Below are 16,080 nucleotides of genomic sequence, written 5' to 3'. Positions count from 1 at the left end.
TCTAATTTTTTATTTCGCTAGAATTTATGGTCCTTTTTTTGAGGGTGTTCTTCTGAATACATGGACAAAAAAAGACACTTACCATTTCGTAAGTGCCTCTGCTGCAACGCTCACTGCCAATGTTGAGTGTGCCTTGTTTTATTCGTATAGTTCTTTATAGATAATAACTTTTAATGCAGCTATTTCTTCATCTGATAATTTGCCTTCTACCTGTTGTAATGCCTCTTCCTTCGTCATGGAGCCGTCCTGTAATTTCACACGAATATCATTTAGCTCTGTAATGCCTACTTTTTGAATGATTACTTTAGTAGCCTCTTCTTTCGACGTAAAAGGTAACGTACTACTATCTACCGTTTTCGCCTCTTCCATATAGGCTTTTAACTCCGGATCGTTTTCAATTGTATTTTTGATTTCTTCCTTTTGTCCACTATTCTCTAATTCTGTTGAGAGTGTATTGACAATTTTTTCTGACGCAAATTTCGTGCCAAAATGTAATACACCATAGCCAACTATACCAATGAAAATAATAAAAACAACTAACCATTTCATGAATCTCAAAATCGCTTCACTCCTTTATCCACGTTCATCATACTATATGGAGTGGGTGATTGAGAAACAATTCTCCCTAGAAATTATGTAAAAAAACCCCATCCGATGATGAGGCTTTTATTTGACGTATTTCAAATACTTGCGGACAAATTCTACAATATAAAGTATTTCTTCATCAGTCATACTTAAAAGATTGCAAACACGTTGCAGTCTTGCTGGTGAAGTTAATTGTTGACGAACTTGATGGATATACATGTATTTGCATTTACGTGGATTAACCTTATCCCGTATTTGCTTGTATCGAAGGTATGCGTAGCGAGCAAATGCATTAAGCATCTCCCGCTCCTGCTCATCACGTTCTTTTTTTCTAGCAGCTTCATCAATTATGTCCGTTTCAAATGTCCGTGTACCATCTGTTAATTGCATAGTACCACCTCTCTATTGCAAATGTACTCCTAACTATTAAATGCAACAAAAAAAGCCACACCTAGGGTAGATGTGACACTTTTATTGATTACCTATGTAAAGATTATTGAGAGTGCTTTCTTCTTTGATCTCGCTTCTTCAACATATATCGTGTAATGCCAAGGGTGATAACAATTTCGTTTATTAATAAAAATTGAAAACCATTGGGAGTTGCATGTCGCCAATCATAGATGCCCCAAATAATAAGTGTGAAGAGAACAACTGCAAGTGTATATCTAGAAGCCTCTGAATAATAATCTTTTTCTTTATCCAAAATCTGCAACATCCTTTCTATTGAGACGGTTTTTTCACATATAATACGCAAAGATAGCGACAATAATATTCGGTAATGCTAACCATAAAGCGTTATTCATGATGTGATTACGTTCATCCCTATCTTCTTTGGTTTCTGTTGCAAAATTGGCCCGCATTCGATCCCCACTCCCCATTGATCCAGACATTAACAAAGCGAAAATAATGAGTATTCCACCTACAAGCCCCGAAAGGAAATGGGCTTTTTCTGTACCCCATATTAGGATTGAAAATACAACACCTAGGATGGACATGATCGTTCCGATGCCTACATATTTCATTTCCACACACCCCTTCTGTAGTATACGGTGGAAGCTTCATTTTCGTTTCAAAAAAACCAAAATTTTCATATTCATTACAGCCACTATATAATATAATGAGGAATTTTCTTTATTTATAAATCGTTGCGATGAGCAAAGTCGACGGTTTTCCAAAGAATACAAAAGGAGTAGATACAAATTGAAAAAAGAAATGGGTGCGTTGCTATTGTTGAGTGCTATTTTGTTTTCAGGTTGCCATTCAGATCAAAAAGAAAATCCCACAGAAGAAAAAACTTTAAAAAAAGCTTATAGTCCAACACATGCTGATGCCACATGAATGGGTTCCTCTGCCAATAAAGAAGTAAAACTGTATAAGTAAGGAGATGGCGTAAAACTGGAGTTTAATGGGAAAATGAAGGACTTTAATTGGAACAACCCTGATGATACAGGAACCGAGTCTCAAGTGTTTTACATAGATATGACAGATGACGGCGATGAGGAAGCTGTTATTATCCTTCAGACTGGTAGAGGAACGGGGCTAGATAATTATGATATTCATGTAGTAGATCAGGACTTACAAGAAATAAAGGTTCCTCATTATGAGGAAATTGTTGCTCAACATATGGAGTCAAACGTTGTGAAAAAAGACTTTGAAACATTAAATATTACGGGTCGAGCATTTGGCAAGGAATATCACTTTGACTATAAAATCGATCCAGAGCTAGAAATACAGCAGGATCAGCTAGGTTTTGGTGCAATAACGATTTATTATATAGAAAACCAACGAATAAAATTGACCCTTGCAGCTAGCGTATTTCCTATAAATGTGGCTGATTTCCATATTACCTATACATTCGATCATACGAAGAACGAATTTATGGTCGATCAAATAGAAGTAGAACCGATTCAACAATAAATAACAAACGAGTATTTTTCCTCTACTATTTATTCGTATAGGATAAGCTCCAAACGTTCATAGTAAGTATGGTATGAAACTCATACCGAATCATACGACGGAGGGATCAATTTTATGAATAATGTTCGTGAAGGTTTAATCCCAACTATTCTCGGGTCGGCTGTCACAGCGGCAGGATATGCCATGAAGCAAAAGCATGGTTCTAATAAAATGGTGGCCAACACCATTTTTGGCTTTGGTTTAGCTCATATTGTGTTAGGAGCTATTGACCTGGTGGAGCATCGTCGTTAAGAAAAGAAGGGCACTCTATGTGCTCTTCTTTTTATTTTGAATAATTTCCCATACAATGTTAGCATGATAATATAGTTAAATGAAGGAGAGTTGTCTATTGGCCACATTTGAAGATTTTACAGCGCTTGATCTACGAGTTGGTACAGTTTTGCAGGCACAGGAGCTACCAAAAGCGCGTGTTCCTGCTATTAAAATGAACATCGATTTTGGGGAGGAGATCGGCATTAAACAGTCTTCCGCCCAAATTACAAAACGGTATACGCCAGAGGCAATGGTCGGAAAGCAAGTTGTAGCCATTGTTAATTTTCCTCCACGCCGAGTTGCCGGTTTTAAGTCAGAGGTGTTAGTGATTGGTGGAGTGCCCGAAGAGGGAGACGTTATCCTGTTAACACCTGATCAGCACGTACCAAATGGCACAAAAATACATTAAAGAGCCGTGCATTATGCAAGAGGCTCTTTTTTGTGAATGGGTATCCATATTTCACTTGTAAAGGTTGGTGAGGAGAAATCAGTGCTCGCATGACTGACAATTTCAGGGCCAGCCACCTGATTATAGCCAGAAGACGGAAACCATTCGGCATAAATGCGGCCCCACGATTCCTGAAGTGTTTGCGGGAATGGTCCTACCACTGTAAAGACTACCCATGTATTCGCAGGGACAGCAAGCTGACAAAAGTACCCAGGGTTTGTTGCTTCTGTAGTAGCTACTCCAATATAATGATCGAGTTCTCCCTTCTCCTCCATTCGCCCCTCTGAAAAATTTGTAGAGGCTTGGATGATGCCCTTAGGTTCCACATTGGACAGCTTTTTAAGCTGCTCAATATCTGTAATTGTTAGAGATTGCGCCATTTTCACAATGTCCGGATTTTCTCCCTGAAAAATAATCGGTACACGTTTCATCAAGCCAACAATGTGAAAGGCTTCTTTTTGCTCGAGTCGGTAATTCATTTCTTTTCCTCCTTGGATGGTAAGTTGGAAGGTCATCCGTGGGAAAGCTTTAAATGTTTGACCAGTTTGCCTTGCCTCTGAGGGTGTCATTCCATGTAAGTGCTGAAAAGCTCGTGTAAAAGCATCTGCTGAGCTATAGCCGTACATAACAGCTATATCAAGGATTCTCAAAGAGGCGTTCGACAAATCAAGAGCAGCCAGTGTCAAACGTCGCCGACGAATGTATTCAGATAGTGAGATACCAGCTAGAAATGAAAACATTCTTTTAAAGTGATACTCTGAACAATACGCTTTTCTTGCTACTTCCCTCATGTCAATATCGTTTGTCAAATTGGCCTCAATATAGGCAATTGCTTCATTCAATCGTGTGCATGAATCCACTTGAATAACCTCCCTTTACACAACAATAGCAAGAATAGAATGATGTCATCCGACATATTGTGCCCTAATTAGTCGCCTTTCAAAAAATAATCTATCGAACAGGCAGATCACTAACTTTCAAAGCTACTTTCACATATATATAATAGTGTAAAGCTAATTTTAGCCTTACACCTCCTGACTTGATACTTAGGGTCACTGGTCGTACAGTGGCCCTATGAAGAAGAAGGTTTCCATATAACTTGTATCCCAGTTTTACTATATCCAATAAGTTACCTGTTCCATTTCTAAAAAAAATCTATCCTTTTGGACAAGCTTTTGCTATAGCATAACGTCTTTCATGTAGTAGATTGGATGTTTTAGAAAGTAAAAGGAATGACCAAGAACTAAAATTCTTGGTCATTCTTATGTTAGCGATAGGTTGAATGGCTCGGCTCAAATAAATCTTCGTCGGAATGACGCACAAGGGAGAAATGGTCAACATTGTAATGACCATGTAATAAGTCATTATGATGTGCGATTATTGCGCCTGGTTCTAAAACCTTGGAGCCGTTCGTCGAATGTCCATCACCGACAACTGTGACATCAAAGCCTTGAACAGTGGCAGTTCTGACGGCGGTATCTACACAGTGCTCGGTTTTACACCCCATCATTACCAAGTGCTTCACATCATGAACCTTTAAATAGTCCAGCAAACCCGTGTTGTAGAATGCATTGGTAGCAAGTTTATCAAAAAAGACAGCTGATGTGGGAACATGGATTTTTTTATGTACTTGAAAGCCAGCTCCCTCCCCACCAGCTACATCTTGATCACGAACAAAAATAATTTGAGCATTTTCTTCGATTGCCTTGTTAATCACCTTATTGATGGTCTCTACTAATTCGTCTTTACGATAAACAGCTTGTTCCTCCTGATTACCTTCCATTAGTTCTTGCTGTGCATCAATCACAATTAACGCTTGTTTCAAAAGCATCTCTCCTTTTTGGGTTACTAACCATACTTTACCATAAAGGAGGTTTTACCTTTATTATTTTTTTACTTTAGAAACGGTTATGCCATCCCCAATTGGTCAAAGGATGGACTCCAGTTGCGGGTGGACTGCCACCAGCTCATTAAATTTCTTCATGATGGCTGTATAGCGTTTTGGTGTTATCTCTGGATCAGCAACACTACCCGACTATCCGTGACCATTAACGCACCAGTATTTTCTATTTTTATACAGTACGCTAAATAGGGCTCATCATTTTCCTTGTGCATATTTTTCCTCTAACTCTAGTGAGGTTAATGTGCCCCACATCTTCAATTCCTCTCGCCAGGCAGATGCCACTATAGCCACCTAATGCTCCAATTTCTAATTTGTATACATCATGTCAATAAACATATTGCTTTCATCGTTCAACATATACTGGGGATAGCGATTACTTTTGAAATGGAGGTACGTGTATTGAAAAGAGTCATAAAATATGTTTTGGGGATTGGCACATTATTGATACTGTCAGGCATCTTTTTAATTGGTGCGCAATCTCACTATAATCAGAAGGAAATTAAAATTGCGAGTAAAATTTGTCTTGAAAATGGCGGACATCCTAAAATCATTCGTGATTATTTGGCTCTTAACTACTCCTTTTCCTGTCAAAAGGACTGAGGTTTTACATAAGATGGTGAATTAAATCATAAAGATATTTCTTATCAATCAAAGATGAAATGGATCCATTAACTAAATCGTTTGAGTTGCATTTAACAATTCGAATATGCTAAAAACACCGTATCTTTTTTATAAACATCGCAACCTTATTGCAAAACTAAACCTAGCATTTTAAAAATCTAAAAAGGAAAGGGTTGCCACAAATAATCAGCTTTCACTGACTTTTTGGACAACCCTACTTTTTTCTATTTTAATTGCATTGTTGTAATGCAAGTGCCATCGCTTTCATAAGTAGAAAATATCGATTCTACCGTTTTGCCTTTGTGCTCCATTTTTATGTTATACGTTTGGTCACGAGGTAGCCATAAATCAATAAATCCATTTGCTAGAGTTTTCATGCTTTCGTCCACTAGCACATTACCTTTTGAGTCTTCAATATAGACAGCTATATCCTTATTAGCCAGTTCTCCTTGGCACCCCGTCAAGCTATGGTTAGTACAAGGGTGAGTTTCATTTATGTAAGGAGCTACAGAAACAAAAAATTCGTCTTCTGGCAAAGCATATGCTGACTCAATTCCTTCTTTATCAGTTACAATCAGCTGGTTTGATGTGATTGAAGCAGATTCGTCTTTAGTTTTGTCCCCGCTATATTCATTCACCAACTCCTTAATATTTTGCATCTCCACTTCTTTTCTAGGATTATCGTCATTAGTACTCTCTCCATTGCAAGCACCTAGGACAACCGTAGTAAGTAAAGTTACAGCAAAAGCTTTTAATTTCATTTTATTCACCTCTAATTTCTTCATTCTTTCTACTTTGTAAAACGCTGACGATTTATACTATAAACTATAAATAAGAAGAAATTGTGCAGAGGAAAAATAGATACATTACAAACAGATTTTATTTATTTGAGTATTGGTGACTGCAAATCCATTCCAATGAAATAAACGTGATCATGTTGCTGATTATAGGATAGTTTTTTCAAAGTTACAGCAGAAAAAATTTTCTAAATTTTTAATATTATATACTTTTAAAGAGTATCTCATAATCATTTCCATTCAAACTCCAATGTTTTTAGTTTTGACTCAAATTCAAAGCCCAATTTTTTTGCTAAACGTTTAGATTCAAGGTTTGTTTCCATCGTTGACCATTGGGGTACTAGTCCATTTTTTATACAATCATCTAAATATGCTGAACATACTAAAGTTGCTAATCCTTTATTCATGTGTTTCTCGTCGTATGTTTCAACACTAATTTCATGCTTATTCTCGTGTACACAGCAAGAAAAACATGCACTTACTATTTTATTATCCCTTAGGATACAATATCCCAGTCCATGAGTATTAAAGTCTTCAATTGAATACCAAACCTCTTCTAATACGTCAGAAAGAATTCCATCTGGATCGTTCTTAATGACTTCGGTATCAATTTTTTTTATTAGATAATTATCCGGTAAAGGTTTGTATTGCTCTTTTAAGGAAACGAAAGCCTTAGGATTGAATTGATAATACAACTCATAATCTGGTTCGTATTCTTTATCAGCAATAACATTTTCTACTACTTGTTCCCATATCTCATCTTTTATGACTGCAATAAACCAGGTTCCACCACACGATTCATAAGTATCCATTTTTAATTCATTATCAAGAAAATCTCGTAAAGAATCAATAAACTGTTGATTAGTCGCATTCCCAATAAAAATACTGCTTATTCCTGTTACATCTATTAGTGCTGTATTGGGTTCTTGCAGATTGTCTACATAAATTGTCCCTCTGTTCATACCATTAATTATGGAATTTAATGTTAAATCATTCTTCTGATCAGGTGTTTGTAGTAACCTTTTTATTTTGTAGTAGTCTCTTTTATCCAATTTATAAATCATAAAACAGCTCAGCTCCTTTCATAATCCGATAAAATATTTGTTTGTATTTAAATTCCTATAGTTTTTTTAGAAAAAACTGCTTTATACAGGCAGCTATGAAATGGCGTAGCGATGATGCATTTTCAATCTTACTGATTTTATTTTTTTATCTGTACGAAAGAACTATAGGGTAAAATCCTTAATCAAATAATTATCCAGCATGAAATAGCCCCTTCTAGCTCTTTTCATTTTAAACGTTCTGATGTAATATTTAATATTTTACCATTTTATAACTTTTTATAAAGTAAAGCTAATAACTGCACGTTTTGATTCACCAATAAATGAGGGAACTTTTTCCTGAATTGATTACTTCGGGGCAGGACTAAGCTTTACTCTTAATGATGCAAACCCATAATAAAAAAAGACGTCAGGTAGACGCCCTTAAAGTTTGATCGATATCCTCTATCAACCTATCCACTTGTTCCTTTGTTATCTTTATGACATATAGCTCTGTCTTTTCGTTTCCATCTTGATTGGTTAGGTGTTCAGGATATTGATAGTGGTTTGATATCTCTTTGCCCATACAATCACCTCTTTAATGATATATATTCGACATAAAGTATAGCAAACCTTCAATAAAAAGGAAAATATCCATTTACTTTCTCACCCTATAAGCATAAGTATCCGCTATTCCTATTAAAACCCTGTCCATTGAAGGAATCCATTACTTAACAAAGCTATTACTTCCCCATTTTCGCAATTTTTTTTAGATAAAACACCCCAATAGACAGAAGAAGGATACCATATACTTTTACCATCATATTTCGAATGGCAGCATCCATCGTTGTATTTAGCAGAGCAAGCCCAATACATGTAATGAGCAGGCCAATGAGCATGTGAATGATTCTCATTTTTTACCCTCCTTTTAATAGGCGAGCCCTACTCGCGTTTTAACGAATTCCTTACTAAAGATTTGTTGGTAGGCAAAGTAGGCTGTATCGGCTACTGATATTTCACTACCGCCTTCAGGTAAAAAATTACGCTCCACTCGATAGGTTCCTGTAAATGATCCATCTGGTAAATAGGTTGGACAAACAATCGTCCAATCGACATTGGAAACGTGTAATTGTTCAAAAACGTACTGATGCTCCTTAGCAGCAAACGTAGATTTTCGTTTGGATTCCGTTGATTGATAACGAAGAATTGTTGGCGACACTCGACTTTGTAAAATACCCGCAGTGCCAATCGTAATAATTCTCTTTATCTTTTGTTGCTCCATAACCTCAAGTATGAGCAAAATACTAGTAGATAAAGTATCATTCCCATCTGTATTTAATGCACTTACTACTACATCCACATTCACCATAGCCTGTTCGAGATCGTTCTTATTTAAGACATTTCCCTGAAAGATATGTAATTTCTTATTGTCCATCTGTAATTTATGGGGATCACGGACAAATGTCGTTACTTCGTGTTGATCTTTTAACGCGAACTCAACAATTTTTCTTCCCACACGTCCAGTTGCACCCAAAACTAATATTTTCATAGACCTTCACCTCTTCATTCCATTATAACATGCCCCTTCTATGCAAAAGAGACACATGCAATATGTGTCTCCCGCTTTCCTTATTTTGTTTCTAATAGCTGAACATTCACTATAAATGTTCCCATATTCTCTTCTTTGGCTAGCTCATGGATAATCGTTTGAATCTCACTTTCTGTGCTTTTTTCTATTTCATTACCATCGTGTAATTGGATGGTGATGATTTGATGGTTAGGGGAATCTACCAAATAGCCTACTGTACTATCTGGTGAATAACCTGCCTTTCGTACTGCTTGTATAATCTTTTGTGTAAAATTAGTCTCTTGTAATTTTTCACTAAACTCTTCCGCATAGGTCGGAGAAGGAGAGAAACTTACGGCTATTGGTGAAGGCTGTTTTTCTACAATCAGCCATGATATCACTACTATAGCGAACATCAGTAAAAAGAAACCTTGTAGTATTCTCTTCATACACTCGCTCCCTTTCACCTTTATATTAACAGGCAGAAATCTAGTATTACCCCCTAAAAACGGTTAGTTATGTACGACAAAGTTTCCATTTTTCTATTCCAAGGGCAAATTACCAAGAACTCTATTTAATTTTTCATAGATTAGATGTGTAAGGGTTGCGCGACCAATACTAAAAATTAACCATAAAGGAGATTAAAAGATGCAAGATTGTAGATTTAATCATTATATGAATTGGGGTCAACAAAAAGACGAAGCAAAAAAGTGCTGTGAGAAAAAATGTAAGCATACATGTAAATGCGAACACAAGGAAGAAAAATGCCCTGAGAAAGATTGCTGTGAGAAAAACGAATGTAAAGGCTGTATTTGCCATCAATTAGAATGTCTGCCTATTGGCACACTTGTAGACGTCGTGTTAGCAGGTGGTTTTAGCTTAGCTGATGTCTTTTTCATTAGCCTAGATCCTAAAACGTGCTGTGCTACATTCTTAGAAGTAGCAGATGTAGGAGCTTCTCCGATTATCATAGATTGCCAACAAATTATTCTAATACGAAGAAGCACAATTGCTTAAAGAATTCTGGAATTGATATTTTCTAATATATGTAAACGGACTATTTATTTGATCTTCTGCCAGGTTGAATCCTGGCAGAATTTATAGGCTTATTCATTAATAATTACTTTCACAATGGGCTCAAGTTTTCCTCGATAAACATCGCCCAAATAATCCACTTCCACTACGACTACTCTAGGCTCAAAACGCTGGATACACTCAATCAAACGTTTGGTGTTCATTTTTTTCATACGTTGGAAGAGTTTACGAATATCTGACCGAATGCTCCATTCCCGTTGCGGGCAAGAGACCGTAAACGTCGATAAAATAAATGCTACATTTTGTAAAATACCTTCCACTCCCGTAGCTTTTCCATTCACATTACTTAATGCCGTTACTTGATGTGTCATGCTATCAACCTTTCTTCTACGTTCATACTGAAGTTTGTTCTCTTGAAAAAGAGCACTTTGTTATTTATGCTTGTTAGTCAATATTTATGAACGTTACTTTGTTTGTACCCCAAAAATTTTTGGAATAAACAAATACTTAGCTGATAGGTATGCTTTAAAGTTTAGCGAGTAAATGCATAATAGAGGACGTAGAGCCAGCTAAAGCATCCATGGATGCTTGCCCATATGATGGAATGATGGACACTCCATGAAATCGTAATCGCTAAAACAGAACCAAAGCCTATGCCATTCTTGACGACTGTTTTATGCTCCATTTTCTTCACCTTCTTTATTTTTTTCATCTCCCCATCTTGCCATCTCACCTTATTCCCCTCCTCTATATTTTTGGTTTATGTACCAGCTAACAAGGGCATCCTGAGAAAAAAGGATGTGTGTGGATGAACGTCTTCATAATGGTTACTATCATTGTCATACCTGCTCTCATGGTCTATCTTCAGCAAAAAAGTGATAAAATGCGCCTTGTTTTCAATGCGTTAGGTGTCGTATCAGCTATTCTTTTTGGCTATATTGCCGCTACTTCTATAGCGCAGATTATTCGTGAGGATGTGGTCTTTATGACAACGATTCACGCTGTTTTCTTAAATCCTATTTTTCTAATGTCAGGCGCGTATCTAGGCTTATTTTTCATTCAATACATGATTGCTATCACAATACATTTTTGGGCTAAGCCTTAAAGAATGTTAATAAAAATCACAATAGACGCGCCATGTCTGTTCGTTTGGATTATAAAAGAAATAAAAATTGCCATTATCCACAATATTCAGTTGTGCCTTGGCATCTGAGGCAATCTGGAAGACAAAAGGTGTGTCTTCTCCAAAATCATAACCACTTTGACAAAAGGTCGGGTAGCCACCAATTTTGTGTTGCGGATACAGATCTTCGAGGATATCGTCAAAATAATTGAGACCCTTTTCATGCTTCAATCTTAGTATGTCCTCTTCAATTTGTGCAGGAATACCCCCGCCATCCCATACTGGATAATCATTGTGAATAAGCTCTGCCTGCAGAGGAAAGGCTCGAATACGCTCATGCTGCCAGTCCCGCTGTACTAGGTTTTCTAAAGTGGTGTAGGCTCTTATTTTAAAAAAGTTGCTCAAATCATCCTCCATGAGATGTTCGAAAATATTCTCATGGACAAATAGCGTTACCAATTGAAATGGCTGTAAAGCAGGAGGAACATAGGGCAAATCTTTCAAAAATAATGTAGCAAGCGGTTGAAAATTGGAGGGTCGATCCTCCTCTAGTAATGACCATCCCACATAGCCAATCCAACTTTCTAAAAGCTCATGGGTTGGACGGAAGCCACCCGTCTGGAATATGGTCGCTTGCTTGGCTAGCTGAGATTGGATATGTTTAATGCTCATGCGCAAGCTCATGTTGTCGACAGCAGCAATCCGTTATATGATCATTGACCATACCAACTGCCTGCATAAATGAATAACAAATAGTACTTCCTACAAATTTAAAGCCGTCCTTCTTCAATTGCTTACTCATCCGATCACTACGATCTGTTGTCACTGGTACCTCTGCCATAGATGGCCATTCATTTACAATTGGTTGGTGATCGACAAATCCCCAAATATATTCAGAAAACGAGCCATATTTTTCTTGTATTTGTAGAAAAGCTTTAGCATTCGTCACAACGCTAGCGATTTTTAATTTATTGCGCACAATACGTGTGTCTTGCTGTAATGCCAAAAGCTTGTCCTCTGAATAAAGGATAATTTTTTTAGCCTCGAATTGATCAAATGCCTCTCGATAGCCCTCTCGCTTTTGTAAAATGGTCCACCAGCTAAGTCCTGCCTGTGCCCCCTCCAAACAAAGCATTTCGAATAAATGCTGATCATCATAGACGGGTACTCCCCATTCTTTGTCATGATAATCTACATACAACGGCTGATCTAGCTTGACCCACGAACATCTTTTCATCGAAAAACCTCCTATGCTTATATATTATTTTATGGCCGTAATACATAGCCATCCTTTACTTGTCTTTTCACTTATATATACCGTTTGGAAACCGGTTTTTTTCAATAAATCCTTCATAGCTGCTGGTGTTTGGAATGCTTCCATATGGTAATTCATTTTGTAGAGCTCCGCAATGACAATAAATTTTCCTCCATTTTTTAATACCCTCCATACTTCCCCAACATCGTGCTCCAATGATGGCCAAAAATAATGGGTTTGAAAAGCTGTGATTGCATCAAAGAATTGGTCCTCATATGGAATTTGAGACACACTTGCCTCCTTAACAATGATGCTGCCACTTGCGACATTCGCTTCATTCATTTTGATGGATTCCTTTACTGCCTGTGCAGAAATATCAATCCCATAAATTATACTATTGGGATTCAATTTCGATAAAATTCCGAGTGTTTTCCCTCCGCCACAGCCAATATCTAACACACGGTCCCCATCATTGATGGCACCTTGCCGGATAAACCAACTATTCATGCCACGATGAGTGATATTCATGATACGTAGCATCCATGAACCCATCCATCCTTTTGGATTTTTTGCCTGTTCAATTAACGATTGTAATAATGACATATCGGTTCCCCTCTCATCAAAATCGATGTGGATTTTATCCTTTTTTTACATGTATACCCTGTATATAATGATAGAAAGCACATCAACGACAGAAACTCTTACTAGTTTGTACGTACAAAAAAGATTTTTGTTTCGTTTTCGGAATGAATAGGATGGAGGAACTTTGAATGATTCAACAAGCAGAGCAACAGGATGCCCTGGCAGCTGCGACATTAGCTTTATTGCTGTGGCCTAATCATACAGTAGAGGAATTTACTGAAAGCATGACACATTTATTGAAGGATGACAATGCAGCTATTTTCTTAGCCTACGACCATGACAAGGCGATTGGCTTTGCCCAATGTCAGCTGAGAACAGATTATGTAGAGGGTACGGACTCTAGTCCAGTCGGCTATTTAGAAGGATTATTCGTCATGGATAACTATCGACAGCAAGGCTATGCTAGACAGCTTGTAGCACATTGTGAACAATGGGCCAAGCATATGGGATGCTCAGAATTTGCAAGTGATTGTGAATGGGACAATACCGAAAGTTTACAAGTACATTTACAGCTCGGGTTTACGGAAGCGAATCGAATCATTTGTTTTACAAAAAAATTATAAAAAATGTGATAAAAAAATCACAAGTGCTTCGAATCCTGCACTTGTGATTTTTGCATCTATATATATGGTTAATTTAAATATGTATGGTTAGAAATATTACGTTCGCGCTCATCGATTATTAAATGGATCAGTAATGCAAGCTGTTGTTCTATGCGCATATTGTTTAGTTGTAAGATATCAGCAATCGCACTTTTATGCTTCTCTGCTAATTCAATTTCCTCTAACTTTAAAAGAATTTCCTCTTTTGTCAGCCCAAACATCTCTTATCACCCCCATTCCTTTTTATTATTATTTTAAACAAATTACACACACTTCACAAATAACATATAATCATCTTATATATGAACCATTTTTACTAATTATAGGCTAATTCACCGAAACTAATCAATCTATTATCTAAAATTTCTTACTATTTTTTTTACATCAATTCCAAACTTTATTATTCCAAAAATAACATTTACAAGAAAATATACCATTTTACTTCTTATTTTTTTGGAAAATTGCAGTAATTGAAAAGAAGTTGTCTATACCATTATAAAAATAATCAGTCAGTTTGTCGAATTATAGAGTTTTCGCTGCCTATTTATCTCATCGTTTTTGACACAAACATATTACTTTACCCATAAATATAAAGTTGAAACCTTCTGATGCCCGCCATAAAAAAAGTAATTTCAAAATTGAAACTACTTGTCTTAGTTGTATAATCGGTTATTAAATTATTTTTTTAATATCATTTTTCAGCATTTTTATATGGTTCTCTTCATTTGTTTGAACCATCTCTATTTGTGATACTCTTGAAGCTGTGTCTCGATGCCAAGTTGTTGTCTGAACATGCTTTTGCACATATAACTGACTGTTTTCCTGTACCACCGCTGGAGCCTTCACTGCACTTAAATCTGTATCACGTATTTCTAATAAAGATTGATTGGACAGAGCTAAAAATGGGCGTGCTGCTTCGCCTACTTTGCAATGTTCAATACGTCCCATTGAACGATCAGACCATATCATCGCATACGTGCTATCCTGGCAGTCTTTGAAATGGCTGTTGGCTACTTCAAAAATGGCGTCAATACACGTAATCCCGTTATTTTGCATTTGTTCAAACGTACAATGCTGAGTAAACAAACGGGCATTGTTCAAATATACATGTTGCTTTTCCAGCTCTCGAATGTTTGTATGGTGAAGCATAATTTTGGCATGCTCATTGCCATAAATACCACCTGATTGCCCAAATTGAATAGTCGTTTGATGGAGCTGTAGCCCACTTGCATCCACAATGATATGAAATTGCTGATGGTTTTGGATTTGACATTCGGTCATCGAAACATCAGCTTCATCTACGATGGTCATACCAACAGCCATTCCATTACGTACATGGCATTTGCGAAACTCTGCCTTGCTATTCTCTATCAGCATTTGTGCTTTTACATGACGGTTAAACTGACAATCGTAGAATTGAGCTTCAGTTTTTTCTCCCAGGTACAGCCCGAGTCCTTGGCCATCTGAAAATATAGAATCAGATACCATTACCTCACTACGGTGGACAATCATATTCGTGTCATGATGATTCTTAATCTCACAGCCATCCATACGTAAAATCGTATCATCAAAAAGCTGTATACCAACCCCCTGTCCTTGGTGAATAAGGCAATTGGTGATTGCCAGCTCACTAGACGCCGCTACAATTTGCTCCTTTTCATGACCATGAACTTCACAATCCTCCATTACCATCTTCACATGGCGAATCGCAAAAATACCATGTTTTTTCCCTTCGAGTAGCAGACAATTGCTTAATGTCATTTCACAATTTTGTGCAATAATTTGAGCTTTCACATGATGCTCAAGTGTTGTATCAACGAGAATAACACTGGAACCATTAGCAACACGCAGACCAAAATGATTGAGCGATGTAGCAAGCACAGCACAATTTTTCATCAGTAAACTACCATAGCTGACCATAATCTGTGTGCGAATCAATTGCTCCTCTATAATACAATTTTCTAACTGAAGATCTCCTTTCACATAGAGCCCCTGTCCTTGACGAAAACGTAAATTGCGCATATCTACATGGGTCTGGTAGCGAATAAAAACACCACCTTTAATTGTAACATTGCCAACTCCATACAATGTCAGCCGCTTGGAAATATCCAAGCTTTCCTCATAAATACCATCTCGAATTTCTATCATATCCCCAGGCATAGCCTCTTCAATTGCCTGCCCAATGCTTTGGTACCGATGCATAATACTTCTCTTTACTACAAGTGTTGCCATT

Annotated in this window: 27 protein-coding genes and 1 pseudogene; 8 read left to right on the top strand and 20 right to left on the bottom strand. The window is 37.1% G+C overall.

The annotated features are described in order from the left end of the window. Positions 1–138: 138 nt before the first annotated feature. From AC3CH7_RS15440 to AC3CH7_RS15425, 4 genes are all read right to left on the bottom strand, one after another. Positions 139–558 carry a hypothetical protein gene (locus tag AC3CH7_RS15440; RefSeq protein WP_031419921.1) on the bottom strand — a complete coding sequence of 140 codons (420 nt, stop codon included), beginning with the start codon at positions 556–558 and terminating at the stop codon, positions 139–141. A gap of 108 nt (positions 559–666) precedes the next feature. Next, complete coding sequence (locus AC3CH7_RS15435) at positions 667–975, bottom strand: hypothetical protein (RefSeq protein ID WP_036166213.1); 309 nt, start codon at positions 973–975, stop codon at positions 667–669. 103 nt (positions 976–1,078) lie between these two features. Next, complete coding sequence (locus AC3CH7_RS15430) at positions 1,079–1,288, bottom strand: hypothetical protein (protein WP_232900858.1); 210 nt, start codon at positions 1,286–1,288, stop codon at positions 1,079–1,081. Between the two features lie 34 nt (positions 1,289–1,322). After that, positions 1,323–1,607 carry a DUF5316 domain-containing protein gene (locus AC3CH7_RS15425; protein WP_031419919.1) on the bottom strand — a complete coding sequence of 95 codons (285 nt, stop codon included), beginning with the start codon at positions 1,605–1,607 and terminating at the stop codon, positions 1,323–1,325. A 178-nt stretch (positions 1,608–1,785) separates the two neighbouring features. Between AC3CH7_RS15425 and AC3CH7_RS15420 the strand changes: the two genes are divergently transcribed. From AC3CH7_RS15420 to csaA, 4 genes are all read left to right on the top strand, one after another. Next, the gene (locus AC3CH7_RS15420) at positions 1,786–1,923 is read left to right on the top strand and encodes a hypothetical protein (protein ID WP_230584385.1); all 138 of its coding nucleotides are present in this window, start codon (positions 1,786–1,788) and stop codon (positions 1,921–1,923) included. Positions 1,924–1,998: 75 nt separating this feature from the next. Then, positions 1,999–2,502, top strand: coding sequence for a hypothetical protein (locus AC3CH7_RS15415; protein ID WP_230591334.1), 504 nt, complete (start codon positions 1,999–2,001; stop codon positions 2,500–2,502). A 114-nt stretch (positions 2,503–2,616) separates the two neighbouring features. Continuing rightward, positions 2,617–2,793: a hypothetical protein gene (locus AC3CH7_RS15410; protein WP_008179752.1), complete on the top strand. Its 177-nt coding sequence runs from the start codon at positions 2,617–2,619 to the stop codon at positions 2,791–2,793. Between the two features lie 97 nt (positions 2,794–2,890). Further along, positions 2,891–3,223: a chaperone CsaA gene (gene csaA, locus AC3CH7_RS15405; protein WP_012294135.1), complete on the top strand. Its 333-nt coding sequence runs from the start codon at positions 2,891–2,893 to the stop codon at positions 3,221–3,223. A gap of 11 nt (positions 3,224–3,234) precedes the next feature. Here the strand turns inward: csaA and AC3CH7_RS15400 are convergent, their stop codons facing one another. From AC3CH7_RS15400 to AC3CH7_RS15390, 3 genes and pseudogenes are all read right to left on the bottom strand, one after another. Next, entirely contained in the window at positions 3,235–4,122 is an 888-nt protein-coding gene (locus AC3CH7_RS15400; protein ID WP_031419916.1) for an AraC family transcriptional regulator, read from the bottom strand. Positions 4,123–4,529: 407 nt separating this feature from the next. Next, a complete protein-coding gene (locus tag AC3CH7_RS15395; RefSeq protein ID WP_036215800.1) occupies positions 4,530–5,087 on the bottom strand; it encodes an isochorismatase family protein in 558 nt (185 codons plus the stop codon). Between the two features lie 102 nt (positions 5,088–5,189). Next, positions 5,190–5,475 (bottom strand): annotated as a pseudogene (locus AC3CH7_RS15390) (O-methyltransferase); the annotation flags it as partial. 89 nt (positions 5,476–5,564) lie between these two features. On the opposite strand from AC3CH7_RS15390, the gene AC3CH7_RS15385 reads away from it, so the two are divergent. Continuing rightward, positions 5,565–5,765, top strand: a complete 201-nt coding sequence (locus AC3CH7_RS15385) for a hypothetical protein (protein ID WP_036161417.1) — start codon at positions 5,565–5,567, stop codon at positions 5,763–5,765. Positions 5,766–6,010: 245 nt separating this feature from the next. On the opposite strand, the gene AC3CH7_RS15380 is transcribed toward AC3CH7_RS15385, so the two are convergent. The 6 genes from AC3CH7_RS15380 to AC3CH7_RS15355 form a co-directional block, all read right to left on the bottom strand. Continuing rightward, the gene (locus AC3CH7_RS15380; RefSeq protein WP_051891041.1) at positions 6,011–6,547 is read right to left on the bottom strand and encodes a CueP family metal-binding protein; all 537 of its coding nucleotides are present in this window, start codon (positions 6,545–6,547) and stop codon (positions 6,011–6,013) included. Between the two features lie 266 nt (positions 6,548–6,813). After that, the gene (locus AC3CH7_RS15375) at positions 6,814–7,647 is read right to left on the bottom strand and encodes a GNAT family N-acetyltransferase (protein ID WP_036166229.1); all 834 of its coding nucleotides are present in this window, start codon (positions 7,645–7,647) and stop codon (positions 6,814–6,816) included. Positions 7,648–8,053: 406 nt separating this feature from the next. After that, complete coding sequence (locus AC3CH7_RS15370) at positions 8,054–8,209, bottom strand: hypothetical protein (RefSeq protein ID WP_012294129.1); 156 nt, start codon at positions 8,207–8,209, stop codon at positions 8,054–8,056. A gap of 157 nt (positions 8,210–8,366) precedes the next feature. Then, a complete protein-coding gene (locus tag AC3CH7_RS15365) occupies positions 8,367–8,537 on the bottom strand; it encodes a hypothetical protein (protein ID WP_171821086.1) in 171 nt (56 codons plus the stop codon). Between the two features lie 14 nt (positions 8,538–8,551). Beyond that, on the bottom strand, positions 8,552–9,172 hold the full coding sequence (locus tag AC3CH7_RS15360) for an NAD(P)-dependent oxidoreductase (protein WP_289449082.1): 621 nt from the start codon (positions 9,170–9,172) through the stop codon (positions 8,552–8,554). Positions 9,173–9,252: 80 nt separating this feature from the next. Then, positions 9,253–9,639: a hypothetical protein gene (locus AC3CH7_RS15355; protein WP_289449084.1), complete on the bottom strand. Its 387-nt coding sequence runs from the start codon at positions 9,637–9,639 to the stop codon at positions 9,253–9,255. A gap of 199 nt (positions 9,640–9,838) precedes the next feature. Here AC3CH7_RS15355 and AC3CH7_RS15350 point away from each other — a divergent pair, with 199 nt between their 5' ends. Continuing rightward, the gene (locus AC3CH7_RS15350; protein ID WP_031419906.1) at positions 9,839–10,207 is read left to right on the top strand and encodes a hypothetical protein; all 369 of its coding nucleotides are present in this window, start codon (positions 9,839–9,841) and stop codon (positions 10,205–10,207) included. Between the two features lie 89 nt (positions 10,208–10,296). Here the strand turns inward: AC3CH7_RS15350 and AC3CH7_RS15345 are convergent, their stop codons facing one another. Together AC3CH7_RS15345 and AC3CH7_RS15340 are read right to left on the bottom strand one after the other, a co-directional pair. Then, complete coding sequence (locus tag AC3CH7_RS15345) at positions 10,297–10,596, bottom strand: hypothetical protein (protein WP_012294124.1); 300 nt, start codon at positions 10,594–10,596, stop codon at positions 10,297–10,299. Positions 10,597–10,757: 161 nt separating this feature from the next. Next, positions 10,758–10,958 (bottom strand): hypothetical protein, encoded by a 201-nt coding sequence (locus AC3CH7_RS15340; protein ID WP_289449085.1) that lies wholly within the window; start codon positions 10,956–10,958, stop codon positions 10,758–10,760. Positions 10,959–11,033: 75 nt separating this feature from the next. Between AC3CH7_RS15340 and AC3CH7_RS15335 the strand changes: the two genes are divergently transcribed. Beyond that, complete coding sequence (locus AC3CH7_RS15335; RefSeq protein ID WP_031419903.1) at positions 11,034–11,330, top strand: hypothetical protein; 297 nt, start codon at positions 11,034–11,036, stop codon at positions 11,328–11,330. Between the two features lie 6 nt (positions 11,331–11,336). Here AC3CH7_RS15335 and AC3CH7_RS15330 read toward each other — a convergent pair whose 3' ends face one another. The 3 genes from AC3CH7_RS15330 to AC3CH7_RS15320 are packed head-to-tail and all read right to left on the bottom strand — an operon-like array spanning position 11,337 to position 13,206. Continuing rightward, complete coding sequence (locus AC3CH7_RS15330; RefSeq protein ID WP_488381509.1) at positions 11,337–12,020, bottom strand: DUF1963 domain-containing protein; 684 nt, start codon at positions 12,018–12,020, stop codon at positions 11,337–11,339. Beyond that, a complete protein-coding gene (locus AC3CH7_RS15325) occupies positions 12,010–12,585 on the bottom strand; it encodes a DNA-3-methyladenine glycosylase I (RefSeq protein ID WP_488381510.1) in 576 nt (191 codons plus the stop codon). The genes AC3CH7_RS15330 and AC3CH7_RS15325 overlap by 11 nt, the downstream gene beginning before the upstream one ends. Positions 12,586–12,609: 24 nt before the next feature. Continuing rightward, positions 12,610–13,206 (bottom strand): class I SAM-dependent methyltransferase, encoded by a 597-nt coding sequence (locus tag AC3CH7_RS15320; RefSeq protein ID WP_488381511.1) that lies wholly within the window; start codon positions 13,204–13,206, stop codon positions 12,610–12,612. A 167-nt stretch (positions 13,207–13,373) separates the two neighbouring features. On the opposite strand from AC3CH7_RS15320, the gene aac(6') reads away from it, so the two are divergent. Continuing rightward, entirely contained in the window at positions 13,374–13,808 is a 435-nt protein-coding gene (aac(6'), locus tag AC3CH7_RS15315) for an aminoglycoside 6'-N-acetyltransferase (protein ID WP_012294118.1), read from the top strand. Positions 13,809–13,876: 68 nt separating this feature from the next. Here the strand turns inward: aac(6') and AC3CH7_RS15310 are convergent, their stop codons facing one another. Then, positions 13,877–14,068 carry a hypothetical protein gene (locus AC3CH7_RS15310; RefSeq protein WP_012294117.1) on the bottom strand — a complete coding sequence of 64 codons (192 nt, stop codon included), beginning with the start codon at positions 14,066–14,068 and terminating at the stop codon, positions 13,877–13,879. Between the two features lie 451 nt (positions 14,069–14,519). Then, positions 14,520–16,079: a right-handed parallel beta-helix repeat-containing protein gene (locus tag AC3CH7_RS15305; protein WP_197225004.1), complete on the bottom strand. Its 1,560-nt coding sequence runs from the start codon at positions 16,077–16,079 to the stop codon at positions 14,520–14,522. Position 16,080 lies beyond the last annotated feature (1 nt).

Source organism: Lysinibacillus sp. F12 (assembly GCF_057773605.1).
The sequence above is the reverse complement of the archived record's forward strand: the minus strand, read 5'-3'. Positions and strand labels throughout refer to the sequence as shown.

What these genes read in the sequence shown, in the direction of transcription:
- AC3CH7_RS15435 (WP_036166213.1), bottom strand. Translation starts at nt 975, where the DNA reads ATGCAATTAACAGATGGTACACGGACATTTGAAACGGACATAATTGAT.
- AC3CH7_RS15425 (WP_031419919.1), bottom strand. Translation starts at nt 1,607, where the DNA reads ATGAAATATGTAGGCATCGGAACGATCATGTCCATCCTAGGTGTTGTA.
- AC3CH7_RS15415 (WP_230591334.1), top strand. Translation starts at nt 1,999, where the DNA reads ATGAAGGACTTTAATTGGAACAACCCTGATGATACAGGAACCGAGTCT.
- AC3CH7_RS15410 (WP_008179752.1), top strand. Translation starts at nt 2,617, where the DNA reads ATGAATAATGTTCGTGAAGGTTTAATCCCAACTATTCTCGGGTCGGCT.
- AC3CH7_RS15380 (WP_051891041.1), bottom strand. Translation starts at nt 6,547, where the DNA reads ATGAAATTAAAAGCTTTTGCTGTAACTTTACTTACTACGGTTGTCCTA.
- AC3CH7_RS15375 (WP_036166229.1), bottom strand. Translation starts at nt 7,647, where the DNA reads ATGATTTATAAATTGGATAAAAGAGACTACTACAAAATAAAAAGGTTA.
- AC3CH7_RS15370 (WP_012294129.1), bottom strand. Translation starts at nt 8,209, where the DNA reads ATGGGCAAAGAGATATCAAACCACTATCAATATCCTGAACACCTAACC.
- AC3CH7_RS15365 (WP_171821086.1), bottom strand. Translation starts at nt 8,537, where the DNA reads ATGAGAATCATTCACATGCTCATTGGCCTGCTCATTACATGTATTGGG.
- AC3CH7_RS15360 (WP_289449082.1), bottom strand. Translation starts at nt 9,172, where the DNA reads ATGAAAATATTAGTTTTGGGTGCAACTGGACGTGTGGGAAGAAAAATT.
- AC3CH7_RS15355 (WP_289449084.1), bottom strand. Translation starts at nt 9,639, where the DNA reads ATGAAGAGAATACTACAAGGTTTCTTTTTACTGATGTTCGCTATAGTA.
- AC3CH7_RS15350 (WP_031419906.1), top strand. Translation starts at nt 9,839, where the DNA reads ATGCAAGATTGTAGATTTAATCATTATATGAATTGGGGTCAACAAAAA.
- AC3CH7_RS15345 (WP_012294124.1), bottom strand. Translation starts at nt 10,596, where the DNA reads ATGACACATCAAGTAACGGCATTAAGTAATGTGAATGGAAAAGCTACG.
- AC3CH7_RS15335 (WP_031419903.1), top strand. Translation starts at nt 11,034, where the DNA reads ATGAACGTCTTCATAATGGTTACTATCATTGTCATACCTGCTCTCATG.
- AC3CH7_RS15330 (WP_488381509.1), bottom strand. Translation starts at nt 12,020, where the DNA reads ATGAGCATTAAACATATCCAATCTCAGCTAGCCAAGCAAGCGACCATA.
- AC3CH7_RS15325 (WP_488381510.1), bottom strand. Translation starts at nt 12,585, where the DNA reads ATGAAAAGATGTTCGTGGGTCAAGCTAGATCAGCCGTTGTATGTAGAT.
- AC3CH7_RS15320 (WP_488381511.1), bottom strand. Translation starts at nt 13,206, where the DNA reads ATGTCATTATTACAATCGTTAATTGAACAGGCAAAAAATCCAAAAGGA.
- AC3CH7_RS15310 (WP_012294117.1), bottom strand. Translation starts at nt 14,068, where the DNA reads ATGTTTGGGCTGACAAAAGAGGAAATTCTTTTAAAGTTAGAGGAAATT.
- AC3CH7_RS15305 (WP_197225004.1), bottom strand. Translation starts at nt 16,079, where the DNA reads ATGGCAACACTTGTAGTAAAGAGAAGTATTATGCATCGGTACCAAAGC.